Source organism: Sphingomonas sp. Leaf230 (assembly GCF_001421745.1).
Lineage (GTDB): Bacteria > Pseudomonadota > Alphaproteobacteria > Sphingomonadales > Sphingomonadaceae > Sphingomonas.
Genome location: NZ_LMKW01000008.1, coordinates 695,956 through 710,440 on the forward strand (window position 1 = coordinate 695,956; position 14,485 = coordinate 710,440).

Genomic DNA, 14,485 nt, shown 5'->3' on the forward strand with positions numbered 1-14,485 from the left:
AACCCGATGTCGCACGTCGTTACGGCGTCCGCAGACAATGGAGTATACTATGGCCGAAGATACCACCGACCTGAATGCCGTCGAGCTGGCAACAGAACTGACGATCGCATGGCTCGGCAACCCGAATACCCGGAGTTCGGCTGATGACGTTCCCGCGTTTCTCGGCAAGATGCATGAGACCGTCGCGTCGTTGCTCGGCGCTACCACCGAAGCTGCTCCGGTCGAAGCTGCGGCCGAATACACGCCTGCCGTAACGGCACGCAAATCGCTCGCGTCGAAGGATCACATCATCTCGATGATCGACGGCAAGTCGTACAAGACCTTGCGCCGTCACCTCGCGACGCACGGCATGACGCCGGCCGAGTACCGCGAACGTTACGGCCTGAAGCCCGATTACCCGATGGTCGCCGAGAACTACTCGGAAAGCCGTCGCGCGATGGCGAAGAAGATCGGCCTCGGACGCAAGCCCGGTCCGCGCAAGACCGAATCGGCGCCTGCCCAGCAGACGACGACGCGCAAGCGCAAGACGGACACTGCCGCCGCCGCCGAATAAGCGACGCAGCCAGTGACGACAAAAAGGACCGGCGCCTCGCGGCACCGGTCCTTTTTTGTTGCGCATACCGTGGGAAGGCAGCGGCGTTACTTGGCGAAGATCCCACGCCTATAGAGCAACGTGATCGCGACGCGGCGATTGCGCGGGTCGGCAGGGTCTTTCACGATCAGCGGTTCGCGATCAGCGACGCCTTCGATCCGCTCGAACCGTTGCTCGGGCGTACCACCCGACAACAGCCGCCGCCGGGTCGCCTCGGCGCGACCCGAAGACAGCATCCAGTTGTTCATCGCACGCGGGTCGCCATACGGCACGCTGTCGGTATGGCCGCGGATCATGATCGGGTTCTGCATGCCCTGCACCGAGCCTGCGATCATGCCGATCAACGCCGACGCTTCCGGATCGAGCGCGGTCGTGCCGAGTGCGAACATCGAGTAATCCGCGTCGTCGACCAGATCGATCCGCATCCCGTCCTGCGTCGGTACGAAGCGGACATGGTTCTGCAGGCGCGACAGTTTCGCATTGCCCGACATCTCGCCGAGCACGCGCCGACGCAGAGCCTGGAAGTTCTTCTGATCTTCCTTCGTCAGCGCATCGCGGCTTTTCAGCGAACCCTTGGGCCCCGTCCCCGCCGACGGCCCACCGAGCCCGGCATCCGGAATCGCCAGTTGTGCCATGCTCGTCTGCCCCGGCTTCGGCCCGATGCGATTCTTGTCGAGGATCGATTCGCCGCCGAACAGTCCCCCGCCGCCGATCCCGAGCGAGCGCGTGTTGAGGATGGTAGGCGCGAAGTAATCGGCGATGCCCTTGCGCTGTTTTTCGGTGGTCGCGCCGACGATCCACAGCAACAGGAAGAACGCCATCATCGCGGTCACGAAATCGGCGTACGCGACTTTCCACGCACCGCCGTGATGGCCGCCGTGCCCCTCGATATAGATCTTCTTGACGATGACCTTGGGCGGCTGATTCGTACCGTGAGGGGCGCGGGCGGCCACCGGGTTACTTCCCGCGCAACCCGTCGAAGACTTCGGCGAAGCCCGGCTGGTTCTTGTGTGCGATGCCCGAGCGTGCAGCCTCGATCACTAGCGGCTGCGGATGGCCGTGCAGCGAGGCGATGATGATCTGCTTCACGACATCATAGATCGACGCATCGGCATCGAGCACCTGCTTCAACCGGTTCGCGAGCGGCGCGACGATGCCGTACGCCAGCAGCACGCCCATGAACGTGCCGACCAGCGCCGAGCCGATCATCGCACCGAGGATCGACGGCGGCTTGTCGATCGAGCCCATCGTCTTCACCACGCCGAGCACCGCGGCGACGATGCCGAGCGCGGGCAGTGCATCGGCGAGGCTGGCCAGCGTGCCATGCGCCGCCTCCTCCTCGTGATGATGCGTCTTGATCGAGTGGTCCATCACCTCCTCGACCGCATGCACGTCGAGCGTTCCCGACGACACCACGACCAGGCGCAGCGTATCGGCAATCAGGTTGACGAGCGCCTTGTCCTTCAGAAGCTTCGGATATTCGGCGAATACGGCCGAAGATTGCGGATCCTCGACATGCGGCTCGAGCGCGATCGGCCCGTCCATCCGCAGCATCTTCATCAGCTTGCTGACCAGGAAGATGACGTCGAGATAGTCCTGCTTCTTGTACTTGGGGCCCTTGAAGACCTTCCCCAGGCCAGCGCCGAGCCCCTTCAGCTCCTTGCCCGAATTGCCGATGATCAGCGCGCCGGCAGCGGCACCACCGATGATCAGCATCTCGTGCGGGATCGCCTCCATGACGGGGCCGAGCGCGCCGCCGGTGAACGCGAATCCGCCAAACACCATGACGAGCAGGACGACGATGCCGATGACCGGAAACATGGTGTTCGAAATTCCCCCAGGGCCGATGGCGGCGCTTGCGTCGCCACAGAATTAACCGGCTTTGGTAGCCAACCGGTTACCAAGACGACGTCGCGCGCGATTAAATTCGGATCAGCGCAGATAATCGAACAGCGACAGCGCCGAGAGCTTCGAGAAGCTCGCCTGCGTCGCCGACAGGATCGTCATCGTCTTCTGCAACTCGACCACCGTCGTGGTGATGTCGGTATCTTCCAGCCCCGACCGGGTCGCCTCGCGGTCGGCCGCGACATCGGTCAGACGCGAAGCCTCCAGATCGACGCGCGCGGCACGCGCCCCGAGCGAGGCCTGCACCGTCGACACCTGATCCGACGCCGCGCTGATGTCGGCGAGCGACGTATCGAGCGAACTCGCCTTGAAATCGTCCGATTGCAGCGCGGTCGCGATCGCCGAGAGCATCGCCAGCGTATTGGTGCCACCCTCGATGCTGCCATCCGGCTTGCCCTTGCCGCCAACGGTGAAGATGCGCGCCGCGGTCTCGTTCGCCTGGACAGTCTGGCCGTCGCCGATCGGAATGCCCGAGACCGGCTTCGACGCGAGCGCGTAGCTGCCGCCTGCAGCGACTGCGGGCGCGCCGTCGGCGCCGCCGAACAGCGCCTGTCCGCGCGCGTCCTTGGCGTTGGCAAGGTTGGTCAGCGTCGCGACGAGGCCGGCGATCTGTTCGCCGATCGCCTTGCGGTTGGCCGCATTCAGCGTGCCGGTCTTCGCCTGCGTCACCAGCTCGGTCGCGCTCTGCAACTGGTCGGTGATTGCGGACAGGCTGGTGTCGCCCTGCTTCAGCACCGATTCGGCGGTGCCGAGATTGGCGGCATAGGCCTTGTCGTCGACGGTATCGCGCTTGATCCCGGCAAGCCGCTGATAGGCGGCGCTGTCCGACGAGGGCGCCGACAGCTTGGTCCCGGTCGAGATCTGGTTCTGCAACGACTCCGCCTTGCCACCGAGCGAAGTCATCGACGCCGAGGCGCGGTCGTAGAAGAGGCGAGTCGCGATCTGCATGGGCGTTACCGTAGATCGAGGATGGTCTGGAGCGTGTCGCGCGCGGTCTGGATCACGCGGCTCGACGCCTGATAGGCCTGCTGGAAGCGCAGTAGGTCGACCGCTTCGCTATCGAGATCGACACCCGACGCGGACGCAAGCGAGCTCACCGCGCCGTCGCGGATTGCAGTTTGCGCATCGGCCACGACCTTGCGCTGTTCGAGCGCGGCGGCGTTGCCGGCGATCAGCGTCGTGGTGCGCGTTTCGAAGCCACCGCTGGAGCGGGCTCCCTGCAACACGGAGAGATTGGACGCATCGCGCTTGCCGCCGGTGGCGCTCGCCGCGGCGATCCCGCGTCCGTCGGCGAGCGCAACCGAGATGTCGGTCGGCGTGCGACCAGTCGCGAACATCGCCGCCCCCGCATTGCCGTCGAGATCGCGACCCTGCGCCTGCACCGCGTTGATCTTGCTCGTGAAGTCGGTGGCGATCGCATTGAGCGACCCGCGCGCCGCGGCGATCCGCTGCGCGCCTTCCGCGAACCCGGCAAGTGCGCCGCCGGTCGGCGACAGCGCAGACGTGACGTTGCCGCGCGTGACGGCGAACTGGACCGCGCCCTCGTCGTTGCGCGCATAGGACGCCTGCCCGCTCTCGCCGCCCGCGACGAACACCGAGCCCGCCGCGCCACCGAGCCGGACGGTGGTCCGCCCGAGATCGTCGAACGACGTGGTGATGTCGGTGATCGTGCTCATCTGCTCGAGCATCTGGTCGCGCTGGTCGGCGAGCTGTGCAGCGGTCGACGAACCCGGCGCAGTGCGCGCGATGCCGTCGTTGATCTTGGCTAGCGCAGTGCCGAGCGCATTGAGCGACTGCACCGCCTGCGACGCGGTCGAATCGAGATCGGCCGCCGCGGTATCGAGCGCCGCACCGGTCGCGGTGAACGCCGCCGCCGCCGTGCCGGCCGATTCGAGCATCACCGCACGCGCCGGCTCCGAGGTCGGATCGGCGGCGAGCTTCTGTGCGGACGTGAAGAAGCTGGTGAGCCGGTCGCCGAGCTGGTTGTTGCCCAGCGCGGTCTCGATCCGGTTCATCCAGGTGACGCCGGCTTCGGTCTTGGCGAGATCGGTGCCGGCCGAGCGGACCGCCTGCGACCGGTATGCATCGGCGTTGCGGCCGATCCCCGTGACCGTGACGCCGTTGCTGCTGACCGACTTTTGCGCGTTCAGTCCGCCATTGACCGACGACACTTCGGAAAGCGTCGTCGTCCGCCGGGTATAGCCCGCATTGCCGGTGTTCGCGATGTTCTCCGACACCGTGGACAGCGCGGTCTGGTACGCGCGCACGCCCGAGGCGCCGATCGAAAGGAGATCGCTCATGGCGGCGAGTCTGCCGCAGCCTGGTTAAGATCGGATTGAGACTTGGCGAGAAAATCGGTCATCGCCTTGCCGATGCCGAGCGGCGTGTGCTCGGCCATCGACTTCGCGATCAGCCCGTCCTGCATGTCGGTGAAGGTGTCGATCGCCTTCGAATCGAACAGCGGATCGGCGAGTTTCGCCTGGCGCATGCTCTTCAGCATCATGCCGGTGAAGACCGCCTCGAACTTCTCCCCCGCCTTGTCGAGATTGTCCTTCGACTTGAGGCGGCTTGTATCGGTCGAGATGCCGGTCGTAGGTGCTACGGCTGCGGGTGCGTTGAGCGGGCTCACAGGACGATCAACTCGGCCTTGAGCGCGCCGGCTTCCTTCAGCGCCTCGAGGATCGCGACCAGGTCGGCCGGCGAAGCGCCGATCGCGTTCACCGCCTTGACGATGTCGGCAAGCTTGGGGCCGGGGTTCAGCAGGAACATCGGGCGACGCTCCTCCTCGACTGCGACGCGGCTGTTCGGCGTGATCGCGGTCTGGCCCTGGCTGAATGGGGCGGGCTGGCTGACCTGCGGCTTTTCGTCGATCCGCACCGTCATCTTGCCGTGCGTGATCGCCGCAGGCCCCACGCGGACCGCCGAGTTGATGACGACGGTGCCGGTGCGCGCGTTGACGATCACCTTGGCGGACGGCTCGGCGGAGACCACGTCGAGATTCTCGATCGTCGACATCAACGTTGCGCGGATATCGGCACCGATCGGCGCACGAACCGCGACGGAGACTGCATCGATCGCCTGCGCGCTGCCGAAGCCGAGCTTGGAGTTGATCGCACCGGCGACGTTCTGCGCGGTGGTGAAATCGGCACGCGCAAGGTTGAAGGTGAGCGTCGGCGCGCTGTCGAACCCGGTGGCGACAGCGCGTTCGACGGTCGCACCCTCGGGGATGCGGCCGGTCGAGGGTACGTTGACGACGATCTTCGACCCGTCCGCGCCCTCTGCACCGAGCCCGCCGACCGCGAGGTTGCCCTGCGCCATCGCGTAGATCTGGTTATCCGCGCCCAGCAGCGGCGTCATGATCAGGCTGCCGCCGCGAAGGCTCTTCGCCTTGCCCATCGAGGCGACGGTGATGTCGAGGCGCTGGCCGGGCTTGGCGAACGGCGGCAGTTCGGCGGTGATCATCACGACTGCCGCGTTCTTCATGCCCGGGTTCGCGGACGGCGGCAGCTGCAGGCCGAAGCGCGAGGCGACCGCCTTCAGCGACTGCACGGTGTATTCGAGGTTGTCGTCGCCGGTGCCTGGCAGGCCGACGACGATGCCGTAGCCGGTCAGCTGGTTCGACCGGATACCCTGGAACCCGCCCAGATCCTTGATCCGGTCGGCCGAGGCCGGCGCGGCGATCAGGAGCGAGGCCAGGAGGGTGGTGAGGAGACCTGCGAAAGTACGAAACACGGTCTGTAGTCCTTTACCGTTCGTGCTGAGTAGCGACCGAGTAGGCGCGCTGCGGCGTATCGCGGGTGCGTATCGAAGCATGAGTTCCGCGCGCCAACCTGTCCTTCGATACGAGCCCTCGATACGCGCCTTCGGCGCTACTCGGTCTCTACTCAGGACGAACGGCTGGGGGGTGTGCATCAAAACGGGCTGACGACGGAGAAGAAGCGGCTGAGCCACCCCTGGCGGCCGGCGCGGGCGACGTCGCCCTTGCCGGTGTACGAGATCTGCGCGTCGGCGACCCGCGTCGACAGTACGCGGTTGTTCGCATCGACGTCGGCGGTGCGGACCAGGCCCTTGATCTTGAGGAACTCGTCGCCGCGGTTGAGCGTGACACGCTTCTGGCCCTGCACCAGCATCGTCCCGTTGGGATAGACTTGCGCCACCGTCACGCTGACTTCACCCGACAGCGAGTTCGTCTGGTCAGCCGCGCCATTCCCGTTGAAACTACGCCCGCCGCTGAGCGTCGCGTCGGTCTTGTTGAACAGGTTGAGGAATCCGGTGGCCGGCGGCGTGATGCTGCCCGAGCCGTTGCTGTCGAGCTTCGAGCCCGACGACTTCGACGCAGCAGTGCGCTCGACCAGCACGATCGTCAGCGGATCGCCGACTTTCCGTGCGCGCCAGCCTTCGTACAGTGCGGCATAGCCGTCCTGCGCCTGGAAGATCGAGCCGGTGGCGACGACCGGCACCGGCTGGACCGGCAACGGCCGCGCGACCGAGAAATCCTCGGGCGGCGCCTTCTTGCCGAACAGGCTGGCGTCCACCGGGGACGCGCCGAGCCCGGCGATGAAAAGCGTGCCGACAAGCGCGGCGATGTGAGCGTTGCGCATCACAGGTTCTGGTTGACGTATTTGAGCATGTCGTCGGTCGCCGAGATCATCTTCGAATTGACCTCGTACGCGCGCTGAGTCTCGATCATGTCGACCAGTTCCTCGACGACGTTGACGTTCGATGCCTCGAGCATGCCCTGCTTGATGCCGCCGCGACCGTCCTGCCCGGCGACGCCGACGTTCGCCGCGCCGCTGGCCGCAGTCTCGACGAGGTAATTGTCGCCGGTCGCCTGGAGCCCTGCCCCGTTCGGGAAGCTGGCGACCTGGATCTGGCCGATCTGCGACGCCTCGGTCTGGCCGGGGACCATCGCCGACACGGTGCCGTCGCGGCCGATCGTGATCCCCGTCGTCCCCTCGGGCACGGTGATGCCGGGTTGCACCTGATAGCCTTCGCTGGTGACCAGCAACCCCTCGGCGGAGCGCGAGAAATTGCCGGCGCGGGTATAGCCGAGCGTGCCGCCGGGCATCTGAACCTGGAAATAGCCGTCGCCGTCGAGCGCGAGATCTAGGCTGTTGCCGGTCGTCTGCATTGCGCCCTGCGTGTCGATCCGCGCAGTGCCCTGGATACGGACGCCGGTGCCGAGGTTGAGCCCGGTCGCGTATTTGGTCTCGGCGGTGCTCTGCGTGCCGGGCGTCGTGACGGTCTGATAGGCGAGCGTCTCGAACGCGGCGCGATCCTTCTTGAAGCCCGTGGTGTTCACGTTTGCGAGATTGTTCGAGATGACGCGCATGCGCATGTCCTGGGCGTCGAGCCCGGTGCGCGCGATATGCATGGCTGCGGATGACATCGGTCTGTTTCCTCTAGCTCGGCAGGCGCATCAGCGATGCACCGCTCTCGTCGATTTCCTTGGCGGATTTCATCATGTTGGCCTGGACTTCGTAGCTGCGCTGGTTCTCGATCATGTCGACCAGCGCCTGCGTCATGTTGACGTTCGATCCCTCGATCGCGCCGCCCTGAACCTTCGCGTCCATGTCCTCGGGCAGCGCCCCACCGCCGCGCACGCGCAGAAGGTTGTCGAGGCCCTTCACGGTGTCCGACCCCTTGGTGTCGGCGAGCTTGAGCTTGTCGATCACCTGCGTATCCTTCGCATCGCCACCCTGCGGCACGATCGAGATCGTCCCGTCGGAGGAGATCGTCAGCGACTGATAGGGCGGCAGGGTGATCGGTCCCCCCGAACCGATCACCGGATGCCCGTCGCCGGTCTGCAGCACGCCCGACGGCGCAACCTCCAGGTCACCGCGGCGGGTGTACGCTTCCGATCCGTCCGACGCCTGCACCGCGAGCCATGCCGTCGTGCCGGTGATCGCGACGTCGAGCGGACGCCCGGTCAACTGGATCGCGCCCGGCGAACGATCGGCGTCGGTCACCTCTTCCGAGATCGGCGCGCGCGCCTCGATCGTCGAGCCGTCGCCCTTCAGGTTGAGCCGGTCGAACACCACGCGATCGGCGCGGAAACCGGTGGTCGACGCGTTCGCCATGTTGTTGGCGATCGCCGCCTGCGCCGCCATGTGCGCGCGCAGGCCCGTCGCCGCGGTGTAGACCAGCTTGTCCATTCAGGGTCCCCTGCTCGCTCTTGCTTAGCTGCGGATGTTGAAGATGGTTTCGGAGATCTGGTTGGCCGTATCCAAGGCCTTCGAGTTCGCCTGGAAATTGCGCTGTGCCGCGATCAGGTTGACCAGCTCCTCGGTGATGTCGACGTTCGATCCCTCGATCGTTCCCGACATCAGCTTGCCGAAGCCGTTGGTGTCCGCCGAGCCGAGCTTCGCCGAGCCGGAGATGCCGGTCGACTGCCAATAGCTGCTGCCAAGCTGTCGCAGGCCTTCGGGATTGGAGAAGTTCGCGAGCATCACCTGCCCCAGCACCTGCGTGTCGCCGTTCGAGAAGCTCGCATTGACGAGCCCCTTCTCGTCGACCGTCACGCCCTGGATCTGGCCGACCGCCTTGCCGTCCTGCGTCCGCGAGGCGACGTTGAACGCGCTCGACAGCTGCGTCGTGCCGCTGCCGAAGGTGAAGGCGATCGCCTGCGGATCGGTCGAGTTCGCGGTGGTGAACTGGTCGAACTTGATCGCGGCGGTCGGCGCGGTCATCTTGCCGGTCGGGTCGAACGTCATTGCCGTCCCGGCGGTGCCGTTCGTCGTCAGCTCCTTGTCGCCGACGAAGCTGTGGACTTCCCAGGTGCTGTTCGCGTTGGTCGTCGTCGGTGCCGAGGTCCGCTTGAAATAGTTGGTCAGCGTCATCGCATTGCCGCTGGCATCGTACACCGTGGTCTGCGCGGACTGGTTGTAGCTCGACGGATCGAACCGGTCGAACGTCGCCGTCGTCGGCAGCGCCGAATTGGCGTTGAGGTTGAGGGTCATCGTAACCGCCGAAGTCGGCACCGGCGTCCCGCTCGTTTCCGGCAGGCGCAGGCTGACCGCGGAATCGGAGCCGGTCGCAACCACCGCGCCCGAGCCGTCGACCGGGAACACCTGCAGATGCGAGCCCTGCGAATCGACGACATAGCGGTTCGAGTCGACCAGGAAGCCACCGTTGCGCGTATAGTTGATCGAGGCGGATTCGATGCTTGGCTTGACCGCGAAGAAGCCGTCGCCCGACACCGCGAGATCAAGGCTGTTCGAGGTCTGGATCAGGCTGCCTTGCGCGAACTGCTGGCGATTGGCCTGGACGATCGCGCCCGAGCCGATCTGCTGCGACGGCGCGACCGACACGCTGGAGGCGATCACGTCGGCGAATTCGGTGCGGCTCTTCTTGAAGCCGTTGGTCGCGACGTTCGCGAGGTTGTGCGAGATCGTCGACATCTCGGCCTGCGACGCCTGGAGACCGGAGAGCGAAGTGTAGAAGGACATGGCGGTTTAACTCCTGGAAACTCTGGGTTCAGCCGATCTGGCGGACGGCGCTGGCGGGGATTTCGCCGAGGCCGGGAAGCGTGAGGATGGCGGCACCGGTGGTGGTCGACACCGACTGGACGGGCGCCCAGACCAAGCCGGTCGCGCCGACCGTGGTGCCGGCGTTCTGCGCGTTGACCTGAACCGTGAACGGGCCGTTGCCGGTTTCCGCACCGGCGGCGTCCTTGCCGTCCCAGTCGTAGCCGATCGTGCCCTTGGCCTGCTTGCCGAGCGACATGGTCTTCAGGACCGCGCCGTTCGCATCGCTGATCGTGACGTTGACGTCGGTCGCTGCGCCGGCCAGCTCGACCGAACCCGCGATCCCGCCGGTTGCGCGACCATAGGCGGTGCTGCCCGGGGTCAGGACGGTCTTGCCGACATAGCCGAGCGCTTCACCGGTGCTGGTGACGCCGAGCTTGTCGGCGATCGCCTTCATCGTCGTGTTCATCTCGGAAATGCCCGAGGTGGTTGAGATCTGCGCCATCTGCGCGACCATCTGGGTGTTGTCGACCGGGTTGAACGGGTCCTGGTTCTGCATCTGTGCGGTCATCAGCTTCAGGAAATCGGACTGGCCGAGCGACGTCGACGACTTGGTCGTGGTGGTCGCCGCGGCAGTCGACGTGCGCGTAATGCCGAGGTTGGACAGCGTGGAGTCGAAGGAGGTTGCCATGATCAGCGGCCTAGCTTGAGGGTATCGATGATGAGCGACTTGGCCGTGTTCATCACTTCGATGTTGTTCTGGTAGCTGCGGGCGGTCTCCATCATGTCGACCATCTCGCGGGTTTCATCGACCGCCGCTTCGAAGATGTTGCCATCCTTGTCGGCCATCGGGTTGTCGGGGTCGTAGCGCTTGGTCGGCGCTTCACCGGCCGTGACGACGCGCTCGACGTCGACCGTCGACATGCCGCTCGCGGCGTCGAAGCTGGTGCGGAACACCGGCTTCATCGTCTTGTATGCGGTCTCCGCGGAGCCGGTGGTGCCGCCGGCATTGGCGAGATTGGACGCCGTGGTGTTCATCCGGACGAGCTGCGCGGACATCGCGCGGCCGGCGACCTGGAAGATCGTCATGGGCTGGTTGGACATCTCATTCCCCCTTCAGCGCGCGGGTGATCTGGCCGATCCGCCCGTTCAGGAACGACAGCGTCGTCTGATACTGGACGGCGTTCTCGGCGAAGGCGGTCTGCTCCTGGCTCAGCTCAACGGTGTTGCCGTCCATCGAGGTCTGGGTGGGGATGCGGTACTTGGTCGCAGCAGTCAGGCCCTGGTCGTGCTCGACCGAGGCGAGCGCCGACTGAAAATCGATGTCGCGCGCCTTGAAGCCGGGCGTCGAGGCGTTGGCGATGTTCGACGCCAGCACACCCATGCGCTGCGACCGCACCTCGAGTGCCGCCCCGTGAACTCCGAAAAGCGTGTCGCCTGACACAAGCCCGTCTCCCGGCGCACCCATTGCGCAATCGGACACAAGCAATGGGCGTGCCAGTTTTTGTGGCGAGGGTGGGGGATGGTGGTTTGCCGGGTGGTGGCGGGCTGGCGGCAAGGGGAGCGGCAAGAGGTTGCCGGTGTTGCAGGGGTGGGCGGCAATCGGGTTGCCGGTTGGTGCGGTGGCTTGTTGAAAGCGGCAAGCCGAACTGCCGGTCCGCGCCCCCACTGTGTTTCCCCGCGAAGGCGGGGACCCAGTCTGGGCTCCCGCCTTCGCGGGAGAACAAGGAAGCAGGTGCTGCCGTACGATGAACGCAACTCCCGCCAACACTCCGTCGGATTGGTGCAGACGCCCCCCCCCCACAGGTCCACCACCCCGGCGGAGGCCGGGCCCAGTTGGCGAGGTCGCAGTAACAAAGCGCGCGCTCAGTGAACAACGTCCCCCAACTGGGCCCCGGCCTCCGCCGGGGAAGCGCCAAATGCCCGCAGGCATCCCCCCTTATTCCCCCTCCCTCGTGAAGGGAGGGGCCGGGGGTAGGTGGGCCGCTTGGCGAACTCCGCGACCTATAACGAGCCCACCCACCCCTAGCCCCTCCCTTCACGAGGAAGGGGAACAGAAGATTACGCCAATTGGCCCACCCCTTGCATCACCCCCGCACATGATCACGCTCGCCCAACTCCTCGACCCCGCAGCGCTCGCCATCGTCGGTGGCGGCACGACGCTCGCCGTCGTCCTCCGCACACCCCTCCGCGACTTCGGCCGAGCACTCGCCGCCGTCACCACGCTCGGCTGCGGCAGGTTCGACGCAGATCCGCTCCTTCTGCAAATCACCGCCCTGGCCCGCATCGCCAAGCGCCACGGCGTCATGGCGCTCGATCGCTCGGTCATCACCGACGCGGACGTCGCCGCGGGGATCGCGGCGATCGTCGACGGCGCCTCCGCGACCGACGTCGCGACGCTGGTCCAGCATCGCCGCCGCGCCCGCATCGAGCGCCACGTCGCCGCCGCCGACGTCTGGGCCGGCGCCGCCGAGGCCGCGCCGGCAATGGGCATGGTCGGCACGCTGATCGGCTTAGCGCAGATGTTCGCGACGATGAGCGATCCCGGCGCGATCGGTGGCGCGATGGCGGTGGCGCTACTCGCCACGCTGTACGGCGCACTGTTCGCCAATTTGCTCTTCATGCCGATCGCCAACCGCCTCCGCGCGCTAGGGCGTAACGAGGCGTTCGAGCGCGCGCGCCTCGAAGCGCCGCTGGTAGCCCTCGCCGAACGCGAGACGCCGCGCGGCTATGTCGCCCCGATAGCGCCGCCGACTCTGGCCACCGTCGCATGAACGCCAGCGAATATCCCGATGCGCCGACCGGCAAGCCGCTCTGGCTGATCACGCTTGCCGACCTCGCCTTGCTGCTGGTCGGCTTCCTCGTGCTGCTTCAGGCCACGCAACATATCGGTGGCAAGGACCTCGCAAAGGGCATTCGCGAAGGCTTCGGTGCGAACGATACCGAGCCGACGCCGATGCCCGTCGCCGCCGCCGGCATCCTCGATTTCGCGCCCGGCTCGGCAATCCTGCCGACCACGCCGGGCGCGCTCGTCGCCTGGGCGCGGGAGGCGGCGCGTGACCCTCGCGTGATGCTCACCGTCACCGGTTCGACCGACGGCACGCCCACCGATATCGACCGCGTGACGGGTAGCGCCGCGATCCTCGCCGCCGACCGCGCGCGCACCGTTGCCGCTGCGCTTGCCGCGGTCGCGCCGTCCCGCGTCGCGATCGTCACCGCCACCAAGCCCGGCCGCCGCGCCGCCATCGTCTCCGTCGCCTTTGTCGGCGAACCCCCCAGGGGCGAAGTTCAAAGGACCGCTCAATGATCATCCCGTTCCTGCTCATGGCAGCGAGCTTTCAGGATACCGCCGCACTCGATCGCTCGGTCGCCGCGTTTACCGGCCGGCCGACGGGCGCCGAGGGTGGCGCGCGCACGCCGGTCGATGCGCGGTTGCGGCTTGCGACCTGCCCGACGGTGTCGCTGTCGTGGCGTTCCGAACAGCATGATGCGGTCGTCGTGTCGTGCGCCGGCCCGGCGTGGCGGATCTTCGTGCCGGTCATCCGCCCCGCCAACGCGCCTGCCGCTGTGGCAGCCTCGTTCACCCCCGCCGCGAAGGCCGCACCGGTCATCAAGCGCGGCGATCCGATCGTGATCGAGGCCGGTACCGAAGGCTTCTCGATCAGCCGCGAAGGCGTCGCGATGGGCGATGCCGCGCCCGGCGGCCGCTTCATGGTCAAGGTCGACGACACCCGCACGCCGGTCCAGGCGATCGCGGTCGATGCCGGTCGCGCGACGCTTCCCGGTTGGTCGAACTGAGCCTGGTCGAACTAATTTCGGACGAACAGATTAATTTTGCTAAAGGTTTTGCCGGTGCGGCCGTTTCTCCTGATGTCAGCGCAAACCAGAGGATGCGGACATGGTGGACTCGATCGGCGCGAAGCCGTCAGTAGCAGGAGATCGTTCCGTCGCGCGCATCGCCGCGGCGACGCCGACGACGGTCGTACAGACGCCTGTGCTGCCCAAGCAGATGTCGGTGGAGCCGGAATCGATCGCGCTCGCCAAGTCGATGGCCGCCTCGCCGCCGATCGACGCGAGCCGCGTCGCTGCGATCAAGAAAGCGATCGCCGCGGGCACCTTTCCGATCCTTCCCGCGACCATCGCCGATCGCCTGATGGCGCTTCGCCTGGACTGGAATTCCAATGAAACGGCGTGATGCCCTGATCCGCGTCATCGATGCGCTGCACGCCGAGATCGCCGCGCTGAAGTCGAACGACGTCGCCAGCCTCGAGCGCGCGACCGCGGACAAGCTCGCCGGAATCGAACAGGTCGCGCTGCTCGGCACCGGCCCGGCCGGCACCGAGATCCGCGAGCTGGCCGACGAGGCGAACCGGCTCAACGAGACCTGCCGGATCTACACCAATTTGATGGCGGCAAATGTTCGCCGCCGCCTGCAAACCCTGACCGGCGATGGCGCCGTTGCCGGGTATCGGCCCGGCCTGCGCGCCGCGTACGCCTGACTTCTGCGCCCCTCCCTGGAAGG

Annotated in this window: 19 protein-coding genes; 6 read left to right on the plus strand and 13 right to left on the minus strand. The window is 66.5% G+C overall.

The genetic code is table 11. The features are described from left to right. The first annotated feature begins 49 nt into the window (after positions 1-49). Entirely contained in the window at positions 50-553 is a 504-nt protein-coding gene (locus tag ASE82_RS08750) for a MucR family transcriptional regulator (RefSeq protein WP_056061551.1), read from the plus strand. Positions 554-639: 86 nt separating this feature from the next. Here the strand turns inward: ASE82_RS08750 and ASE82_RS08755 are convergent, their stop codons facing one another. The 13 genes from ASE82_RS08755 to ASE82_RS08815 all read right to left on the minus strand — a co-directional run bounded on the left by ASE82_RS08755 (position 640) and on the right by ASE82_RS08815 (position 11,431). Then, positions 640-1,545 (minus strand): flagellar motor protein MotB, encoded by a 906-nt coding sequence (locus tag ASE82_RS08755; protein WP_056061553.1) that lies wholly within the window; start codon positions 1,543-1,545, stop codon positions 640-642. A gap of 4 nt (positions 1,546-1,549) precedes the next feature. Further along, a complete protein-coding gene (gene motA / locus ASE82_RS08760; protein WP_056061555.1) occupies positions 1,550-2,413 on the minus strand; it encodes a flagellar motor stator protein MotA in 864 nt (287 codons plus the stop codon). A gap of 111 nt (positions 2,414-2,524) precedes the next feature. Then, complete coding sequence (locus ASE82_RS08765; RefSeq protein WP_056061556.1) at positions 2,525-3,445, minus strand: flagellin N-terminal helical domain-containing protein; 921 nt, start codon at positions 3,443-3,445, stop codon at positions 2,525-2,527. Between the two features lie 5 nt (positions 3,446-3,450). Further along, positions 3,451-4,797, minus strand: a complete 1,347-nt coding sequence (gene flgK / locus ASE82_RS08770; RefSeq protein WP_056061559.1) for a flagellar hook-associated protein FlgK — start codon at positions 4,795-4,797, stop codon at positions 3,451-3,453. After that, positions 4,794-5,126 carry a rod-binding protein gene (locus ASE82_RS08775; protein WP_056061563.1) on the minus strand — a complete coding sequence of 111 codons (333 nt, stop codon included), beginning with the start codon at positions 5,124-5,126 and terminating at the stop codon, positions 4,794-4,796. Before ASE82_RS08775 ends, flgK begins: the two co-directional genes overlap by 4 nt. Next, on the minus strand, positions 5,123-6,229 hold the full coding sequence (locus tag ASE82_RS08780) for a flagellar basal body P-ring protein FlgI (protein ID WP_056061566.1): 1,107 nt from the start codon (positions 6,227-6,229) through the stop codon (positions 5,123-5,125). The genes ASE82_RS08775 and ASE82_RS08780 overlap by 4 nt, the downstream gene beginning before the upstream one ends. A gap of 179 nt (positions 6,230-6,408) precedes the next feature. Continuing rightward, positions 6,409-7,098, minus strand: a complete 690-nt coding sequence (locus ASE82_RS08785; protein WP_056061568.1) for a flagellar basal body L-ring protein FlgH — start codon at positions 7,096-7,098, stop codon at positions 6,409-6,411. Further along, positions 7,098-7,886: a flagellar basal-body rod protein FlgG gene (gene flgG, locus ASE82_RS08790; protein ID WP_056061573.1), complete on the minus strand. Its 789-nt coding sequence runs from the start codon at positions 7,884-7,886 to the stop codon at positions 7,098-7,100. The genes ASE82_RS08785 and flgG overlap by 1 nt, the downstream gene beginning before the upstream one ends. 13 nt (positions 7,887-7,899) lie before the next feature. Further along, positions 7,900-8,652 carry a flagellar basal-body rod protein FlgF gene (gene flgF / locus ASE82_RS08795; protein WP_056061576.1) on the minus strand — a complete coding sequence of 251 codons (753 nt, stop codon included), beginning with the start codon at positions 8,650-8,652 and terminating at the stop codon, positions 7,900-7,902. Between the two features lie 24 nt (positions 8,653-8,676). Further along, complete coding sequence (locus ASE82_RS08800; protein ID WP_056061578.1) at positions 8,677-9,945, minus strand: flagellar hook protein FlgE; 1,269 nt, start codon at positions 9,943-9,945, stop codon at positions 8,677-8,679. Between the two features lie 28 nt (positions 9,946-9,973). Further along, positions 9,974-10,654 (minus strand): flagellar hook assembly protein FlgD, encoded by a 681-nt coding sequence (locus ASE82_RS08805; protein ID WP_056061581.1) that lies wholly within the window; start codon positions 10,652-10,654, stop codon positions 9,974-9,976. A gap of 2 nt (positions 10,655-10,656) precedes the next feature. Then, positions 10,657-11,067: a flagellar basal body rod protein FlgC gene (gene flgC, locus ASE82_RS08810; RefSeq protein WP_056061586.1), complete on the minus strand. Its 411-nt coding sequence runs from the start codon at positions 11,065-11,067 to the stop codon at positions 10,657-10,659. A gap of 1 nt (position 11,068) precedes the next feature. Further along, entirely contained in the window at positions 11,069-11,431 is a 363-nt protein-coding gene (locus tag ASE82_RS08815) for a flagellar basal body rod protein FlgB (protein ID WP_056061591.1), read from the minus strand. Between the two features lie 631 nt (positions 11,432-12,062). Between ASE82_RS08815 and ASE82_RS08820 the strand changes: the two genes are divergently transcribed. The 5 genes from ASE82_RS08820 (at position 12,063) to ASE82_RS08840 (ending at position 14,462) form a co-directional block, all read left to right on the plus strand. Continuing rightward, the gene (locus ASE82_RS08820) at positions 12,063-12,737 is read left to right on the plus strand and encodes a motility protein A (RefSeq protein ID WP_082441386.1); all 675 of its coding nucleotides are present in this window, start codon (positions 12,063-12,065) and stop codon (positions 12,735-12,737) included. Continuing rightward, positions 12,734-13,270 (plus strand): hypothetical protein, encoded by a 537-nt coding sequence (locus ASE82_RS08825; RefSeq protein WP_056061593.1) that lies wholly within the window; start codon positions 12,734-12,736, stop codon positions 13,268-13,270. The genes ASE82_RS08820 and ASE82_RS08825 overlap by 4 nt, the downstream gene beginning before the upstream one ends. Then, positions 13,267-13,761 (plus strand): flagella basal body P-ring formation protein FlgA, encoded by a 495-nt coding sequence (locus ASE82_RS08830; RefSeq protein WP_056061595.1) that lies wholly within the window; start codon positions 13,267-13,269, stop codon positions 13,759-13,761. Before ASE82_RS08825 ends, ASE82_RS08830 begins: the two co-directional genes overlap by 4 nt. Before the next feature lie 100 nt (positions 13,762-13,861). Beyond that, on the plus strand, positions 13,862-14,158 hold the full coding sequence (gene flgM, locus ASE82_RS08835) for a flagellar biosynthesis anti-sigma factor FlgM (RefSeq protein WP_056061598.1): 297 nt from the start codon (positions 13,862-13,864) through the stop codon (positions 14,156-14,158). After that, the gene (locus tag ASE82_RS08840; protein ID WP_055881695.1) at positions 14,145-14,462 is read left to right on the plus strand and encodes a hypothetical protein; all 318 of its coding nucleotides are present in this window, start codon (positions 14,145-14,147) and stop codon (positions 14,460-14,462) included. The genes flgM and ASE82_RS08840 overlap by 14 nt, the downstream gene beginning before the upstream one ends. The last annotated feature ends 23 nt before the right edge of the window (positions 14,463-14,485 follow it).